This window comes from Streptomyces sp. NPDC056347 (genome assembly GCF_042262625.1).
GTDB lineage: Bacteria > Actinomycetota > Actinomycetes > Streptomycetales > Streptomycetaceae > Streptomyces.
The window spans coordinates 70,852-86,409 of sequence record NZ_JBHJQP010000002.1 but is presented as its reverse complement, the minus strand read 5'-3'; the positions used below and the strand labels follow the sequence as shown (position 1 = coordinate 86,409).

Genomic DNA, 15,558 nt, shown 5'->3' with positions numbered 1-15,558 from the left:
TCGTGTGCGACGAGCTGTGCGGGGCGGCTGCGGGAACGTCGTCCCGGCGGCGGGCCGCGGAGGTCAGGGCCGGTGCCGCAGGTCCTCCAGGGTTGCTGCCGATCCCGGGAGTTCGGAGCGGGCCGGGGTCTGGAGCCCGTCCAGGAACAACTGCAGATGACGGTGGGCGAATCGGTCGATGTCCGGGCAGCCGGTGCCGGGCAGCGGCCGGGTGAGCTGGGAGAGGGCGACGATCACGTCACCGACGGCGATGTCGGTGCGCAGCCGCCCCGCGGTCATGGCGCGCGACACGAGCCCCTCGACGGCCTCTTCGAGGCGTCCGCGCTCGGCGAGCAGATCGGGATGGTCCTTGTCGAAGCCGCCGGAGAGCATCGGGCACAGGGCCCCGATCCGCTCGTCGGCCGCCGCGTGCACGAAACGGCTGAGCGCGGCGAAGGGGTCGGCCTCCTCGGCCTCCGCCTCCCGCGCCCGGTCGGTGGTCCGGGAGGTGACCGAGAGCACGACCTCGTGCACCAGGGCGGCCCGGTCGGGGAAATTCCGGTAGAGCGTGGCGTTGCCGACGCCCGCGCGGCGGGCGACCTCGTCGAGCGGGACCTCGGGGCCGAACTCGACGAACATCTCGCGCGCGGCCGTCACGATCCGCTCCCGGTTGCGCAGGGCATCGGCCCGCGGGCGGGCCGTGCGGGGCCCGGACGCTCCGGCTGCGGTACGACTGGCGGTGTCCATGACGACCGTCCCCTTCCCTGCTCGACTGGTCGGCCGAATCGACTCGTCGGCCGATCGGCCGATCGGCTGATCGACGGCTCTGCCGCTCGGCTGTCCGAGATGCCTCGTTCTCCATGGTGTCCCCCGGGCGTTCCCCCGCCGTAACCGGGGACCGCCTCCCCGTTTCGCGGGGACACGGGTGCAAACGGGGAAGTGCTCCCCGGTTATTTCCCGACCCGCCTATGACCTGGGTCACACCATCGCGGCGGAGAACCAGCCGAACGGCGCACCCAGCGAGCGGCGCCGCACCACCCGCAACAGGCTGAACCGCAGAGCGCAGTCAGGGCCGGCCGACTGCCGCGGACCCCGAGGCGCCTGCATGGACAATCCCCGCCGCCGGATACGCGACCATCGCCGCCCGATCGTGCTCGCCTCCACGACAGCCCTGGTCATAGCCGCTTTCGCCACGGCCAGCAGCACGCTCCCGGGCTTCGGGCGGGTCTCGGCGGGGCCGGTGTCCACCACCGGCACCAAGGGCACGGCCCCGTGCCGAATACCGGCGACCATGGGCGTACAGATGTCGGAGGGGATGCCGACACCGGTGGGGTACGCCCGCTCCACGGGCCGGATACACGCCCTCAACCTGATGATCGACTTCCCGGACGCGCCGGGCTCCGGTTCGGCGATGGACCGGTACGCGGAGTTCTTCCCGCAGACCACGCAGTGGTTCCGGACCGCGTCGTACGGACGGCTCAGCTACCTCCCCGACGCCCCGCTGAAGAGCTGGCTGCGGATGCCCCACCCGTTCTCGGCGTACGGGATAGACCGGGGCGCGCCGTACGAGCCGGGCTACCGCAAGCTCGTCCAGGACCTCGTCGCCGTCGCCGACCCGAAGATCGACTTCGCCAAGTACGACCTGGTCAACGTGCTGGTCACTCCGAACGCGGGCCCTTCCGCGCTGGACACCGTGCTCTCCGTGACCTTCTCCGGCAACAACGACGCCCCTCGTGCGGACGGCGTCCCGCTCGCCAACACGTCCTTCATCTACAGCCGCCAGAACGACGGCTCCGGATCGTTCGAACGGGACGGCTACCGCGTACTGCCGCACGAGAACGGCCACGTCTTCGGTCTCCCCGACCTCTACACCCCGACGGGCGGCGGTGCGGTCGGGCACTGGGACATCATGTCCGAGGACTGGGGGGCCAACAACGACCTGCTGGGCTGGCACAAGTGGAAGCTCGGCTGGCTCGACAACAAGCAGATCAGCTGCGCCGCCCGCTCCGGCACCAGCGACCACCTGCTCGGCCCGCTGGCCGCCAAGGGGGGCACCAAGCTGGCGTTCGTCCCGCTGAACGACAAGACCGGCTACGCGGTGGAGGTACGCACTCCGGCGGGCAACGACCGGGCGATCTGCCGGCCGGGGGTGCTGGTCTACAAGGTGGACTCCGACGTCGACACCGGGCAGGGCCCGGTGTCCGTCATGGACAGCACCAAGGGCAGCGCCGGCTGCACCCGGCTGCCCAATGTGCACGCCGAGCTCTCCGACGCCACCTTCCGGCCGGGCGACACCTTCACCGACCGGAAGCACGGCATACGCATCGCGGTGATCGACAAGGAGGAGAACGGGAACTACCGGGTCCGGATAACCCGCCCGTAGGACCTCGTCCGCCTCCCCCGCCGGCGAGCGGTGGCGACCGTCAGTGAGCGGTGGCGACCAGGCTCTCCAGGCGGGCCTCGGTGAGGGGTTCGGAGGCCGTCGCGGCGATGTGCCCCCGCGGGTCGATAATCAGGGTGACGGGCACCCCGTGGGTGGCCAGTACTCCCTTGGGCAGGTTGAGGAGTCGCTTGCCGCCGGGGTCGAGGACGTTCGGGTACGGCATGTCGTTCTTCTCGGTGAAGGCGAGGGCCATGTCGACGGATATGTCACGGCTCAGCCCCACGACGGCCGCGTCGCCCCGCTCCGCCGCCTTCTGCTGGAAACGCGCCAGCACCGGCGCCTGTTCGCGGCAGGGCTCGCAGGAGGAGGCCCAGGAGGTGATCACGACGATCTTGCCGTCGAAGTCGGAGAGCCGCACCGGGCGCCCGTCGAGCCCTATGCCGGTGTAGTCCGGCGTGCCGGGCCGGTACGCGTTCTCTATCGTCAACGTGCCGTCCTCCCCGCGGTGGTAGCCGGTGGGGGTACCCGGGCTCCCGCCGGCCGTGATCGCGGCGAAGAGGGCCCCGGCGCAGGCGAGGGCGGCGAGCAGAGGGACAAAGGGGCGTTTCATGAGGGTCCTTCGGGGCGGCGTCGGTCAGGCGCCACCCGACGTCCGGGCCGGGGGTTCCCCGTGCGTGCTGAACAGGCGGTTCGCGGCGGACCATTCGTCTCGCAGGTTCGCCCCGGACCGCTCTTGCTGGTCCCTCAGAACCGTACGCCCACCCTCAACTCCACTCGGATGCCGCCCCCTTGTCGGGCACTGACCGAACCGTTCACGTCCTCGTCCGCCCGTCCGGACATCCGCCGCCTTCTCGACAGCGGCTCTTCCTTCTAAGCACGCCCCGAAGCACGTCCGGAAGCACGTCCCGCAGCGCACCTCGGAGCACGTCCCGAAGCACGTCCCGACGGGGAGCCCGGCGGTATCGAACCGGTGGAGATCGGGTCAGTACGGTTCAGCCGCCCGGCGCCGACGGGCGACGTGGTGACGTTCGACGTTGCGGTCGAAGGCGACCGCACCCGTCCGGTCACCCGAGCGACCCGCAGCAGCGAGGAGCGGCGCCTCGCCCGTATCACCGCGATCCGAAGGAGCCGGACATGAGGAGCGGGACATGACGACACACCCCCTGCCCGCGTCCGCGTCCGCGTTCACGTCCGCTCCCCCGCCCGGTCCCGGCGGTCCGCTGCTCCACGGACTCGGCGCCCGCACGGGCGACGAGCGGCCGGCGCGGGAGTCCGCCCCGTACGACCGTCGGCGGCCGATCTCCGGACCGGTGCGCGCGGTACGGGCGACCGGTGCGGAGCACCCCGGTGAACTGCTCGACCGTTCGGCCGAGTTGACCAGACTGGACGAGGGGACCGCCACGTTCCCCGAAGTGTCCGGGACCGGGGAACGGCCGCACCGTGCTCGAAGTCGATCGTGCCAACGCCCTGCTGCGCCCCGCCGGCTCGTCCGGCGGGGCGGGCAGCGGGGACTGAGATTTCCGAAACGGAGGATTCGGTGATGTACCACTACATTGTGACCGCCCCGGGACAGGGAGTGCAGCGGCCCGGGATGCTCGATCCCTGGCTGGACGCCGTCCCCGGGGCACCCGGCCTGGTCGACGACTGGTCGCGGGCGGCGGGCTTCGACCTGGTCGAGGCGGGCCGGAACGCGGAGCTGCTGGCCGACACCGCCTACGCGCAGCCCCTGATCGTCGCCACGGCCCTGCTCTCGTACGAACTGCTGCGCGACAGGATGCCCCCGGCCGGCGGCGAGGTGCTGTTCGCGGGCCACTCGGTCGGCGAACTGGCCGCCGCCTCGGCCGCCGGTTACCTCGGCGCGGGCGACGCGGTGGCGCTGGCCCGGGTCCGCGGGGCGGCGATGTCGGCGGCGTGCGTGGCGGCCCCGACCGCCATGGCCGCCGTGATGCCGACCCGCCGCGCCCCGGCCACCGACGAGGAGATCGTCGCGGCGGTCGAGGCGGCGGGCCTCACCGCGGCCAACTGGAACGGCAGCCACCAGTTCGTGGCGGCGGGCCGGGCCGAGCGGATCGCCGCGCTCGTCGAGGCGCCGCCGCCGGGCGTCCGGGTGGCCCGCCTCGCTGTCGCCGGGGCCTTCCACACCGCGGCCATGGCCCCGGCGGTGGTGGAGTTCGCCCGCGCGGTCGGGGAGGTCCGGCTCACCGAACCGTCCTCGCCGCTGCTCGGCAACGCCGACGGGGCCGTGGTGAGCAGCCCGGACGAGCTGCGGCGCAGGCTGATCACGCAGATCACCGCGCCGGTCCGCTGGGACCGGTGCGCCCGGACGATCGCCACCCTGGCCCCGGACGCCCCGCAGATCGAGCTGGCCCCGGCGGGCCCCCTCACCCGGCTCCTCCAGCGCGACCGCCCCGCCGCGCACACCGTCGCCCTGAGCACCCCGCAGGAGCTCGGCCACATCACGGGCGCGCCCCAGCCGGCGGGTGCGCGATGACAACGGCACAGATCACGAAGGAGAACACGATGCGCGGCGGTGTGGCGGAACTGGCGGACCTCAGACGCGGGATCGCCGAGGGCCCCGACCCGGCCGCCACCCGGCGGCAGCACGCGAAGGGCAAGCTGACGGCGCGTGAACGGATCGGACTCCTCCTGGACGAGGGGTCGTTCAGCGAGGTCGAGCAGTTGCGTCGGCACCGGGCGACCGGTTTCGGCCTGGAGGCGAGAAAGCCGTACACGGACGGTGTGATCACCGGCTGGGGGACGGTGGAGGGCCGGACGGTCTTCGTGTACGCGCACGACTTCCGGATCTTCGGGGGTGCGCTGGGCGAGGCCCATGCCACGAAGATCCACAAGATCATGGACATGGCCATCGCGGCCGGTGCCCCGCTGGTCTCGCTGAACGACGGCGCGGGCGCCCGTATCCAGGAGGGCGTCTCGGCCCTCGCCGGTTACGGCGGGATCTTCCAGCGCAACACGAAGGCCTCGGGTGTGATCCCGCAGATCAGCGTGATGCTCGGCCCGTGCGCGGGCGGGGCGGCCTACTCCCCCGCGCTGACGGACTTCGTGTTCATGGTCCGTGAGACCTCGCAGATGTTCATCACCGGCCCGGACGTCGTGAAGGCGGTCACCGGCGAGGAGATCACCCAGAACGGGCTCGGCGGCGCCGACGTCCACGCGGAGACCTCCGGCGTCGCGCACTTCGCGTACGACGACGAGGAGACCTGCATCGCCGAGGTCCGCTACCTCCTGTCGATGCTCCCGCAGAACAACCGCGAGGCGCCTCCCGCCACCACCTGCGACGACCCCGCCGACCGCCGCTGCGAGGAACTCCTCGACCTGGTCCCCGCCGACGGCAACCGCCCGTACGACATGCACAAGGTCATCGAGGAGCTCGTCGACGACGGCGACTACCTCGAGATCCACGAACGCTGGGCCCGCAACATCGTCTGCGCCCTGGCCCGCCTCGACGGACAGGTCGTCGGCATCGTCGCCAACCAGCCCCAGTCGCTCGCCGGCGTCCTGGACATCGAGGCCTCCGAAAAGGCGGCCCGCTTCGTCCAGATGTGCGACGCCTTCAACATCCCGCTGGTCACCCTGCTCGACGTACCCGGCTTCCTGCCCGGCGTCGACCAGGAGCACGGCGGCATCATCCGGCACGGCGCGAAACTGCTCTACGCGTACTGCAACGCCACCGTCCCCCGCGTCCAGCTGATCCTGCGCAAGGCGTACGGCGGCGCGTACATCGTCATGGACTCCCGCTCCGTGGGCGCCGACCTGTCCTTCGCCTGGCCCACCAACGAGATCGCGGTGATGGGCGCGGAGGGCGCCGCCAACGTCGTCTTCCGGCGGCAGATCGCCGACGCCCCCGACCCCGAGGCCATGCGCCGGAAGATGGTCAAGGAGTACAAGGCCGAGCTGATGCACCCGTACTACGCGGCCGAGCGCGGCCTGGTCGACGACGTCATCGACCCCGCCGACACCCGCGACGTACTCATCCGCTCCCTGCGCATGCTGCGCACCAAACACGCCGACCTGCCCTCCCGCAAGCACGGCAACCCGCCCCAGTGACCCACCACCCCACCCCGATCGGAGCTGATCCCGTTGACCACAGCCATCGAGCGCACCGCCCCGTCCTCCCCCCTGGTCCGGGTCGAACGCGGCCTGCCGTCCGAGGACGAACTGGCCGCCCTCACCGTGGCGTTGCTCTCCCGCGCCGCCACCACCCGGGAATCCGCGGCCGACGCCTCCGCCGCCGTGCCCGTCCCCCTGTGGGACCGCCCCGAACTGCACACCCCGTACCGCATCCCCGCCAGCTGGCGGCGGTAGCGGAACCCCGGCGAAGAATCGGAAAGGAGACGATCACGATGGACAGGACCGGCACCCTCCGGAACGACCGGAGACGCGGCGGACCGCCGACCTGGGCGGCGGAGCGCCCCCTCCCGCCCCTGATCCTCCTGGCCGGGGAGGAGGAACGCGACGACGAGCCCCACATCCAGCGCGGCATCGACTGAACCCGCCGGAGTACGGGGCGACCGGCCCCGCCGCTCCCGGCCGGGCCCGGCACCGCCGCCGCCCCGCTCCCGCCGCACGGGCCCGGGTGCGCCTGCCGGCCGCCCACCGGGGGCGCGTACTGTTCTGCGTGAAAGAGGCGGCCCTCAAGGCCTGGCACCCCTGGCCGGTTCCGAACCGGGCTTTCTGGAGGCGGACTTGACGTCCCGTGCGGAGTACGACGCCGTCGGCTGCGGCGGCGGGAGCGGCACCGGCGGTCCGGACGGGGGCGGCGACGCCTTCTCCGGCACCGTCGCACCCCGAAGGCCCGGTCCGATCACCGCGGTCCGGGGCCGGTGGCGGGTCACCGGCGGGACGATCGCGGCCGCGGACGCGGCCCGGCCCGCCGCCGCACACCGGACCACACACCGGTCCGCACACCGGACCGCACACCGGTCCGCGCACCGCCTCGGGTCACCGCCCGAAGCACGTCCGGCGGCCTGATCGGCCGCCCGCCCGATCCACCCGAATCACCTGGAGGATGAAATGCGTCTTGCCGATGCCCATGTGGAGTGCGTGACCGAGATCACCGCCCCGCCGCAGCGGGTGTGGGAACTGGTCTCGGACATCACCACGTCGGTTCGGCACAGCCCGGAGCTCCAGGAGGTGCAGTGGCTCGACGGTGCCGAAGGCCCCGAGGTCGGCGCCCGCTTCTCCGGCCGCAACCGCAACGAAGGACTGGGCGAGTGGCGGACGGTCAGCCGCATCACCGAACTCGTGGAGCAGCACGCCTTCGCCTGGGAAGTCCTCTACCCGGGCAGCTCCGAGGGTGAGGCGCTGGCCGTCTGGACGTACTCCCTGGAGCCGCTCGCCGACGGCACCGCCACCCGGCTGCGGCACGGCATGCGGCTCGGTCCGGCCCGCGGCCCGCTGACCGACTACGTGGAGAAGTACCCGGACCGCGAGGAGGAGATCATCGACGGCCGGATGGATCTGCTCCGCTCGGGCATCGAGTCGACCCTGGCCGGTGTGAAGTCGGACGCGGAGAGCGGCACCCGGGGCTGAACCCGTACCCCTGCGCACGGAGCTTCGGCAGGCACTCCCTGCCGGGCATCGGCCGGCCCGGCGTGGGGCCCTGCCCGCCCGTCGCGGCAAGCACCGCTGTCGTACTAGGACCGGTCGGGCAGGGTGGGAAGGTAGGCGGGCGCCTTGCGGACCGGGGTGGCCTTCTCGAAGGCGTACGCGTAGCTGAGCAGGTTCGCGTCGCTGTAGCGCGTTCCGAGGAAGGAGACGCCCAGCGGCAGTGCGCCCCGTGCGTAGCCGGCGGGCACGGTGATGTGGGGGTAGCCGGCCACCGCGGAGTTACGGGTGGAACTTTCGAAGGGGGTGGGGTCGAGCGCTTCGACGGCAGGAGCGGGGATGCCGGTCGGGGTGACGATGGCATCGAGCCGGTGCCCGGCGAGAACGCCGTCGATGGCCTGGCGGGCCTGACGAGTCGCGGCGCTGCGGTGCTGACGGTAGACCGGGGCGTCGACGTCTCCGTCGGTCTTGTCGGCCATCTCGAAGAGTTCCTGGCCGAACTTCGGCATCTCGACGGTGGAGTTCCGCTTGTTGAACGCGATGAGTTCGGTGAGGTTCTTGGGGTGGGGGCCCGGGGTGGCGGCCAGGTAGGCGTTGAGGTCGTGCTTGAACTCGGTCAGCACGGCGGGAAGCATGTCCTTCCGCATCATGTCCTTGGAGTCGGCCACGTCCGCGCCCTCGACGACGGTTGCGCCGAGTGCCCGGAGCCGCTGGACAGCCGCGTCGAAGGCACGGTCCACGTCCGGGTCGATGCCCATGTGTCCCTTGCGCCACACGCCGATGCGCTTGCCGCGCAGGGCGTCCGGGTCGAGCACCTCGCGGTAGTCGGAGGGGAGGGCGGTGTCGGCGTCGGCGGTGGCCTTGTCGGCGGTGTCCGATCCGTGGATGGCCCAGAGCGCCAGGGCGGCGTCCGTCGTGTTGCGGGCGATCGGGCCGGCGGTGTCGTGGTGGCCGGTGATGGGGACCATGCCGCTGCGGCTGACCATGCCGAGGGTGGGCTTGATACCGACGGTGGAGGTGACGCTCGCGGGGCACACGATGGAGCCGTCGGTCTCGGAGCCGATGGTCACGGCGGCCAGGGCGGCCGCGGCGGCGACCGCGGAGCCGCTGGACGATCCGCACGGGCTCCGGTCGAGTACGTAAGGGTTACGGGTCTGGCCGCCGGTGGCACTCCATCCGGCCGTCTGCTCGAGGGACCTGAAGTTGGCCCATTCCGACATGTTGGCCTTGCCCAGGATCACCGCACCCGCGTCGCGCAGTTTCCTCACCAGGAAGGCGTCCCGCACCGGCTCGGAATGCAGCAGGGCCGTGGAGCCGGCGGTGGTGGGCTGGCGGTCCGCGGTGTCGATGTTGTCCTTGATGAGAACGGGGATGCCTTCCAGCGGCCCCCGTACTTCACCGGTGCGCCGCAGCTCGTCGCTCTTGCGCGCGAGGTCCGGTGCGTCCGGGTTCACGGTGACGACGGCATTGAGGCGGGGGTTGAGGCGGTGGATCCGGTCCAGGTATGCCCGGGTCAGTTCTTCGGACGTCAGCCGCTTGCCCTTCATGTCCTCCTGGAGTTCCAAGATCGTGGCGCGGTCGAGCCGTTCGTCCAGTCGTCCGTCGCGCTTCCCGTTGTTCTTCGGGGCGTCCGGGGCCGCTCCGCCGGCCGAGGCCGCGGAAGCGGCCGGTCGCGGTCCGCCGTCCGGTGTGCAGGCCGCCAGGGGAACGAGCAGGCAGGCTGCTGATACCCCGATCGCCGCGCGCCGTCGCGTGGTTCGAGTGAGTGAGCGCATCAGTTGCTTCTCCATGGAGGCGAGGGAAGGAAGGTCCTGTGTCCGTACAAAAGAGCCTATGAACGGCGTCTTTTCGGAACGACAGGGATGGCTCCCCGTTCAGGAGGGGTGCGGACTACACCTCCCGAGGTGGTGGTGTCCGTTCTCCGCACCACCTCAGGTGCTCTCGCCGCTACGGGTCACTTCTTGCCGCTGGTCAGCCACAGCCCCAGTGCCGATCCGACGAAGGCGACGCCGGTGCCGACTCCGGCCAGGACCCTCATGGTGCCGGTGTAGTGGGCGAAGGTGCTGACGTAGACCGCCGCCGCCGTGGAGACGAGGAGCAGCAGCCAGAGCACGGGCTTCATCAGGGGTTCCTCCTGTTGTGCGCCCCCGGCGGCCGGGCGGGCGGCAGGGGGTGGGATCTCTTACGCCGTCCACCTTCTCCCCGCGCCCCCGGTCGGCACATCGGACCGTTCCCCCGAATCGGAGGTGTAGCCCGCTACACCCGTGCGGGGGTACGGGTCAGGCGTTCAGGTAGGTGAGCACCGCGAGGACCCGGCGGTTTCCGCTGTCGCTCGGCGGCAGATTCAGCTTGGCGAGGATGCTGCCGATGTGCTTGCTGACGGAACGCTCGGTGATGAACAGGGTCGTGGCGATCGTGGGATTGTCCAGACCCTGTGCCATCAGCCCGAGAACCTCGCGTTCCCGGGGGGACAGCGCGTCGAGCGGGTCCCGGCGGCTCATCAGCTGGGAGACGACCTCGGGGTCCAGCGCCGTTCCGCCCGCGGCAACGCGCTCCAGCGCGTCCTGGAACTCTTCGATGTGCCCCACGCGGTCCTTGAGCAGGTAGCCGATCCCCGAGGCGCCCTGGCCGAGCAGTTCGGCGGCGTAGCTCTCCTCGACGTACTGGGAGAGCACCAGGAGCGGCTGGCCGGGAATGAGTTTCCGGGCCTCGATGGCGGCACGCAGCCCCTCGTCGCGGAATCCGGGCGGCAGCCGGACGTCCAGGACGGCCACGTCCGGCCGGTGCTCGAGCAGGGCGGGGACGATCTCCGGCCCGCTCCCCACGACGGCCACGGTCTCGTGCCCGACATCCTCCAGGAGAAGAATCAGGCCCTCGCGGAGAAGGACATTGTCCTCCGCGATCACGATCCGCACGGCAGCACCACCTCAATCGTCGTTCCTGAACCGACAGGGCTGTCGATCCTCGTCGTACCGTCCAGGGCGGCGACCCGTCGGCGTACCCCGGCGAGTCCGCTGCCCGAGGCGGAGCCGGGTGCGGCGCCGCCGCACCCGTCGTCCCGCACGACGACGCGCAGCGTGGGGCCGTCGTACCGGAGCGACACCTGAGCATGGCTCGCGTCGCTGTGCCGGGCAATGTTGGTCAGTGCCTCGGCGACGACGAAGTACGCGGCCGCCTCGACCGCGGCGGGGGGACGGTGGTCGGTCTCGGGCAGATCCAGGGTGGTGGGGATCGGCCGGCCCGCGGCCAGGGAGCGGATGGCTCCGTTCAGTCCCCGGTCGGAGAGGATCGGCGGGTGGATGCCGCGGATGACGGTGCGCAGTTGGACGAGTGCTTCGTCCACCGTGTCCCTGGCCTCGAGCACCATTCTCCTGGAACTCTGCGGGTCCTTGTCGAACCGGCGGTCGGCCAGGGCCAGGCGCATGGCAACCGCCACGAGTTGCGCCTGGGTGCCGTCGTGGAGGTCGCGCTCGATCCGACGGAGTTCCGCCTCGTGGGCCTGGAGGGCTCCCGCGCGCGAGGCGGTCAGTTCCTCGATCCGCCGGCCGGCGCCGGTCCAGGTACCGAGCATGATCTCCGCGATCCACGTCTCCAGCTTCACCGCGGCGGGGGCCAGCCACAGGAAGAGGGCGGCGAAAAGCCAGACACACACCGCGGACAGGACGATCGCCTGCATCCAGGTGGTGAGGGGGGCCGCGAGGAGGGTGAGGGTTCCGCCGGGAACGGTCCACCACCACAGCGGGATGGAGAGCGTCAGCAGCAGACTGAGCAGCACGCCCAGGACGAGGACGGGAAGGACGAGCCCCACGATGCCGTGAACCAGCATCCAGGCCACGTCCTTGCGGGTACCCGGGAACCGCAGCAGTTGGAGCGTCCGCTGGTAGGCGTTGCCTTCGAGCGTCGGGCAGGGCCGGCGCACGGGGCGGCCCAGAATGCGTTCGGCGCGTCGGCGTTCGGCATCGGTCAGGGCGTGCAACGGCTGCACCGCCCACGGCAGGACCGGCGCGAAGACCAGCGAGAAGCAGACGAGGGGCAACAGAACGTAACCGGCCAGCGAAGGCAGAGCGGTAGCGAGTCCGCTCAGCAGATACCGCGTGGATCGTAGGCCGTGGAGTGCTCTTGCCTTCAGGTCCATGGGGCAAGACGGTACTTCACGGGTGTTCCCTTGTCATAAGTGCGCGCTACACCTGGCAGGTGGAGCCCGCTACACCCCCGGTTCGGGAGAGAGACCGCTGCCGTCCGCCCGGCCTGCGCGATTACGTTCGGTACTCGTTCTGACCGATCGAGGGAACCGAAGGACCCATCATGCAACCGACGACGACGTCCCGGGCCACGCAGTTCGCCGTGTCCCTGGAGGAGGTCTCCCAGTCCTACGGCGAGGTGACCGCGCTGGACCGGGTCAGCTGGGGGTTCCGCAAGGGCAGTCTCACCGCGATCATGGGCCCGTCCGGATCGGGCAAGAGCACCTTCCTGCACTGCGCCTCCGGCCTCGACCGGCCCAGCGCCGGAACGGTACGGCTCGGTGATCTGGACATGGGCGGGCTCCGCGAGACGGAGCTGACCCGGCTGCGCCGCGAACGGATCGGGTTCGTCTTCCAGGGCTACAACCTCATGCCCTCGATGGACGTCGAGCGCAACATCACCCTCCCGCTGACCCTCGGCGGCCGCCAGGCGGACAGGCACTGGCTGGACGAAGTCGTCCACCGGGTGGGAATGGCCGGCCACCTGGACCGGCTCCCGGCACGTCTGTCCGGCGGCCAGCAGCAGCGTGTGGCGGTCGCCCGGGCGCTCGTCACCCGCCCGGAGATCGTCTTCGCCGACGAGCCGACGGCCGCGCTCGATCCGAGGTCGGCCGAGCACGTCCTGAAACTGCTGCGTGACGCGGTCGACGAAATGGGGCAGACGGTCGTGCTGGTCACCCACGACCCGGTGGCCGCGGCCTGGGCCGACAGCGTCGTCTTCCTGAGCGAGGGCAGGATCGTCGACGAGCTCACCACTCCCTCCGCCGCGACCGTCCTGGCCCACTGGGGCACGCTGTGAGGCGCGGCATCGCCGCCGGAGTGGCGGCGGCACTGCTGTGCGCGGCCGCGTTGACGGGCGCGTTCGGGGTCCTGCTGGAGTCCGCGCTGCGGGCGCACGGATCGGCCGACCGCTACGAGCACGCCGTGGCCGTCGTCGCCGCGAGCCAGCGCGTCGAGACCGTCCGCGACGACCAGACCGATGTCAGGCCGCTAGTGGAACGGGCCCGGGTGCCGGTATCGGTGGCGGACCGGGTACGCACGGTACCGGGGGTCACCGAGGTGGTCGCGGACGTCTCTCTGCCGGTGGTCACCGCCGACGGGGCCGTGCGGACCGGCCGCGGCTGGGACGCGACCGCGCTCACCGCGGTCGAATTGCGCGCCGGCCGGGCTCCGCGGGCGGAACACGAGATCGCGGTGGCCTCCGGCAGCGGCTGGGCCGTCGGGGACACCGTCCGTCTCCAGGCCGGCGGCAGGGCACCGGAGCCCTACCAGGTCAGCGGCCTGGTGGCCGGCCGGTCCGCCGCGGGCCACGAGGTCTGGTTCGGCCAGCGCACGGCACAGGTCCTCAGCGGCCGCCCCGAGCGCGCGGACGCGCTGGTCGTGCTCGGCACGAAGGAGACGTCCGCCCAGTCACTGCGGGCAGCCGCCCCCGGCCTCGTCGTCGCGACCGGCGCGGACCGCGGCGACGTCGAGAACCCCGAGGTGGCGGCGGCACGGCTCGACCTGATCGGCGTCTGCGCGTCGATCGGCGGTGTCGCCCTGCTGGTGGTGCTGCTGATCGTGACGGGGCTCCTGGACGTGTCCGTACGGGACCGGACCCGCGAGCTCGCCGTCCTGCGCGCCATCGGTGCCACCCCCCGGCAGGTCCGCCGGGTGATCGTCCGCGAGACACTCAAGGCCGCGGTACCGGCGTCGCTCCTGGGCGGTCTGCTGTCGCTGGGGCTCGGCACCCTGCTGCACCGCTTCATGGTCGGGCAGGGCGTCCTGCCCCCGGGGCTGGAGCTCGTCCTGGGACCGTTGCCCGTCGTCGGCACCCTGGCGCTCACGGTCCTCACCGCAGTCGGTTCCGCCTGGCTCGCGGCACGGCACATATCCCGGATCCGGCCGGCCAAGGCCGTGAGCGAGACCTCCGCCGAACCGACCCGGCTGCCGCGCTGGCGCATGGTCACCGGCCTGGTGCTCCTGGCCGTCGGTCTCGGTTCGGCCGCCACCGCGTTCGCGTTCGGCGGGCAGGTGGCGACCGCGGCCATGGGCGGACTCGTCATCTCCCTCATCTGGGCCGCGGCTCTCCTGGGTCCCGCGATCGCCCGAGCGGGAATCGTCGCCCTCAGCCCGATCGCCCGCCTGCTGTTCCCGGTCCCGGGGCGGCTCGCCACCGACACGGCCACCGCCGCGGCCGTACGACTCGCATCGGTGATCACGCCGATCGCGCTCGCGCTCTCCTTCGGCGCCAGCCAGCTGTTCGTGCAGACCACCGCGGTCAACGCCACCCGGACGCAGGCGGCCGCGGGTCTGCGCGCCGACCACGTACTCGTCTCGAACGGGCCCGGCACACCCCGGGCCATGTACCGGGCCGTGGAAAGAACGACCGGGCCGGGCACCGTGACCGCGGTGAAACGCACCACCGTGGTGATGTCGGTCGCGGCCCAGCTCCAGTCCCTGCCCGCCCAAGGAGTGAAGGGCGCACTGTCGAACCTGGACCCGGGTGTGAAGGCGGGCCTGCTGAAGGGCCTGCGCGGCAAGAACACGGTCGCGCTCAGTTCGAACGTGGCCGGCGCGGCCGAGGTCGGTTCGACCGTGTCTCTCTGGCTCGGGGACGGCACCGTGATCAGACCCGAGGTGGTGGCCGTCTACGACCGGGGACAGGGCTTCGGGGATGTCCTGCTGCCTCACGACGTGGTCGCCGCCCACGTCACCGACGCGGGCCACGACGACTACCTCCTGGTGAAGGGCGAGGCCGACCTGCGACCGGTGCTCGACCGCTTCCCCGGGACCCGTGCCACGTCCGCCGGACAGTACAGCGCGGCTCTCACCGAGAAGGCCCGCCAGGCGGGCCTGCCCGGACTGCTCGCAGTCGCGGCGATCTCCCTGTTCACCCTGATCGGTGTGGTGACCACACTGGCCGTCGCCACCGCTTCCCGCCGTCGTGAACTGGCGCTGCTCCGGCTCATCGGCGCGACCCGCGGCCAGGTTCTGGCGATGCTGCGGCTGGAGACCTGCCTCGTACTCGGTACGGGGGCCGCCGTCGGCTCCCTGGTCGCGGCGGTGACGCTGCTGACCTTCGGCGGCGCGGTGACCGGCATGTCCGCGCTGTCGGTCTCTCCCCCGGTCTGCGCGGCCGTACTCGGCACGGTGTTCCTGTCGGGCACGGCAGCCGTCATGCTGCCCGCCCGCCGGCTGCTGCGCCGCCGAAGGTCGCCCCGGATCGCGTAGCGGAACCAGGTCCCGCATCTTCCGTGCTCCCCGTCCTCGCCCCGCGGCGGGGGCACGGGAGGAGGGCCGTTCCTCCATGCGTCACGACCATCGCGGGACCGGGCCGAGCCACCGGCAGGCCCGTCGCACCACGACCACCTCTCCCTGACCCACTGACGTCTTTCCCCTACCGATTTC

The 15,558-nt window shown here is 71.8% G+C and carries 15 protein-coding genes; 9 read left to right on the top strand and 6 right to left on the bottom strand.

Annotation, left to right across the window (positions count from 1 at the left end; translation table 11 throughout):
* Positions 1–63 precede the first annotated feature (63 nt).
* Entirely contained in the window at positions 64–726 is a 663-nt protein-coding gene (locus ACFCV8_RS01195) for a TetR/AcrR family transcriptional regulator (RefSeq protein ID WP_376683140.1), read from the bottom strand.
* Between the two features lie 358 nt (positions 727–1,084).
* Here ACFCV8_RS01195 and ACFCV8_RS01190 point away from each other — a divergent pair, with 358 nt between their 5' ends.
* Positions 1,085–2,362, top strand: coding sequence for a M6 family metalloprotease domain-containing protein (locus ACFCV8_RS01190; RefSeq protein ID WP_376683139.1), 1,278 nt, complete (start codon positions 1,085–1,087; stop codon positions 2,360–2,362).
* A gap of 40 nt (positions 2,363–2,402) precedes the next feature.
* Here the strand turns inward: ACFCV8_RS01190 and ACFCV8_RS01185 are convergent, their stop codons facing one another.
* A complete protein-coding gene (locus tag ACFCV8_RS01185; RefSeq protein WP_376683138.1) occupies positions 2,403–2,972 on the bottom strand; it encodes a TlpA family protein disulfide reductase in 570 nt (189 codons plus the stop codon).
* A gap of 930 nt (positions 2,973–3,902) precedes the next feature.
* Here ACFCV8_RS01185 and ACFCV8_RS01180 point away from each other — a divergent pair.
* The 6 genes from ACFCV8_RS01180 to ACFCV8_RS01155 all read left to right on the top strand — a co-directional run bounded on the left by ACFCV8_RS01180 (position 3,903) and on the right by ACFCV8_RS01155 (position 7,912).
* Entirely contained in the window at positions 3,903–4,853 is a 951-nt protein-coding gene (locus tag ACFCV8_RS01180) for an ACP S-malonyltransferase (protein WP_376683137.1), read from the top strand.
* Positions 4,850–6,427, top strand: a complete 1,578-nt coding sequence (locus tag ACFCV8_RS01175) for an acyl-CoA carboxylase subunit beta (protein WP_376683136.1) — start codon at positions 4,850–4,852, stop codon at positions 6,425–6,427. Before ACFCV8_RS01180 ends, ACFCV8_RS01175 begins: the two co-directional genes overlap by 4 nt.
* A 33-nt stretch (positions 6,428–6,460) precedes the next feature.
* On the top strand, positions 6,461–6,685 hold the full coding sequence (locus tag ACFCV8_RS01170) for an acyl-CoA carboxylase subunit epsilon (RefSeq protein WP_376683135.1): 225 nt from the start codon (positions 6,461–6,463) through the stop codon (positions 6,683–6,685).
* A gap of 38 nt (positions 6,686–6,723) precedes the next feature.
* The gene (locus ACFCV8_RS01165) at positions 6,724–6,870 is read left to right on the top strand and encodes a hypothetical protein (RefSeq protein WP_376683134.1); all 147 of its coding nucleotides are present in this window, start codon (positions 6,724–6,726) and stop codon (positions 6,868–6,870) included.
* A gap of 196 nt (positions 6,871–7,066) precedes the next feature.
* On the top strand, positions 7,067–7,351 hold the full coding sequence (locus ACFCV8_RS01160; RefSeq protein WP_376683133.1) for a hypothetical protein: 285 nt from the start codon (positions 7,067–7,069) through the stop codon (positions 7,349–7,351).
* A gap of 42 nt (positions 7,352–7,393) precedes the next feature.
* Positions 7,394–7,912, top strand: a complete 519-nt coding sequence (locus ACFCV8_RS01155; RefSeq protein ID WP_376683132.1) for an SRPBCC family protein — start codon at positions 7,394–7,396, stop codon at positions 7,910–7,912.
* Between the two features lie 104 nt (positions 7,913–8,016).
* On the opposite strand, the gene ACFCV8_RS01150 is transcribed toward ACFCV8_RS01155, so the two are convergent.
* From ACFCV8_RS01150 to ACFCV8_RS01135, 4 genes are all read right to left on the bottom strand, one after another.
* On the bottom strand, positions 8,017–9,717 hold the full coding sequence (locus ACFCV8_RS01150) for an amidase (protein WP_376683131.1): 1,701 nt from the start codon (positions 9,715–9,717) through the stop codon (positions 8,017–8,019).
* 164 nt (positions 9,718–9,881) lie between these two features.
* Positions 9,882–10,049, bottom strand: coding sequence for a hypothetical protein (locus ACFCV8_RS01145; RefSeq protein ID WP_356083009.1), 168 nt, complete (start codon positions 10,047–10,049; stop codon positions 9,882–9,884).
* Positions 10,050–10,206: 157 nt separating this feature from the next.
* A complete protein-coding gene (locus ACFCV8_RS01140; protein ID WP_376683130.1) occupies positions 10,207–10,842 on the bottom strand; it encodes a LuxR C-terminal-related transcriptional regulator in 636 nt (211 codons plus the stop codon).
* Positions 10,830–12,062 carry a sensor histidine kinase gene (locus ACFCV8_RS01135; RefSeq protein WP_376683129.1) on the bottom strand — a complete coding sequence of 411 codons (1,233 nt, stop codon included), beginning with the start codon at positions 12,060–12,062 and terminating at the stop codon, positions 10,830–10,832. The genes ACFCV8_RS01140 and ACFCV8_RS01135 overlap by 13 nt, the downstream gene beginning before the upstream one ends.
* Before the next feature lie 167 nt (positions 12,063–12,229).
* Between ACFCV8_RS01135 and ACFCV8_RS01130 the strand changes: the two genes are divergently transcribed.
* Positions 12,230–12,967 (top strand): ABC transporter ATP-binding protein, encoded by a 738-nt coding sequence (locus ACFCV8_RS01130; RefSeq protein ID WP_376683179.1) that lies wholly within the window; start codon positions 12,230–12,232, stop codon positions 12,965–12,967.
* Entirely contained in the window at positions 12,964–15,381 is a 2,418-nt protein-coding gene (locus ACFCV8_RS01125; RefSeq protein WP_376683128.1) for an FtsX-like permease family protein, read from the top strand. Before ACFCV8_RS01130 ends, ACFCV8_RS01125 begins: the two co-directional genes overlap by 4 nt.
* Positions 15,382–15,558 lie beyond the last annotated feature (177 nt).

Coding starts and splice junctions, on each gene's coding strand:
- ACFCV8_RS01195 (WP_376683140.1), bottom strand. CDS start 726: ATGGACACCGCCAGTCGTACCGCAGCCGGAGCGTCCGGGCCCCGCACG.
- ACFCV8_RS01190 (WP_376683139.1), top strand. CDS start 1,085: ATGGACAATCCCCGCCGCCGGATACGCGACCATCGCCGCCCGATCGTG.
- ACFCV8_RS01185 (WP_376683138.1), bottom strand. CDS start 2,972: ATGAAACGCCCCTTTGTCCCTCTGCTCGCCGCCCTCGCCTGCGCCGGG.
- ACFCV8_RS01180 (WP_376683137.1), top strand. CDS start 3,903: ATGTACCACTACATTGTGACCGCCCCGGGACAGGGAGTGCAGCGGCCC.
- ACFCV8_RS01175 (WP_376683136.1), top strand. CDS start 4,850: ATGACAACGGCACAGATCACGAAGGAGAACACGATGCGCGGCGGTGTG.
- ACFCV8_RS01165 (WP_376683134.1), top strand. CDS start 6,724: ATGGACAGGACCGGCACCCTCCGGAACGACCGGAGACGCGGCGGACCG.
- ACFCV8_RS01155 (WP_376683132.1), top strand. CDS start 7,394: ATGCGTCTTGCCGATGCCCATGTGGAGTGCGTGACCGAGATCACCGCC.
- ACFCV8_RS01150 (WP_376683131.1), bottom strand. CDS start 9,717: ATGGAGAAGCAACTGATGCGCTCACTCACTCGAACCACGCGACGGCGC.
- ACFCV8_RS01145 (WP_356083009.1), bottom strand. CDS start 10,049: ATGAAGCCCGTGCTCTGGCTGCTGCTCCTCGTCTCCACGGCGGCGGCG.
- ACFCV8_RS01135 (WP_376683129.1), bottom strand. CDS start 12,062: ATGGACCTGAAGGCAAGAGCACTCCACGGCCTACGATCCACGCGGTAT.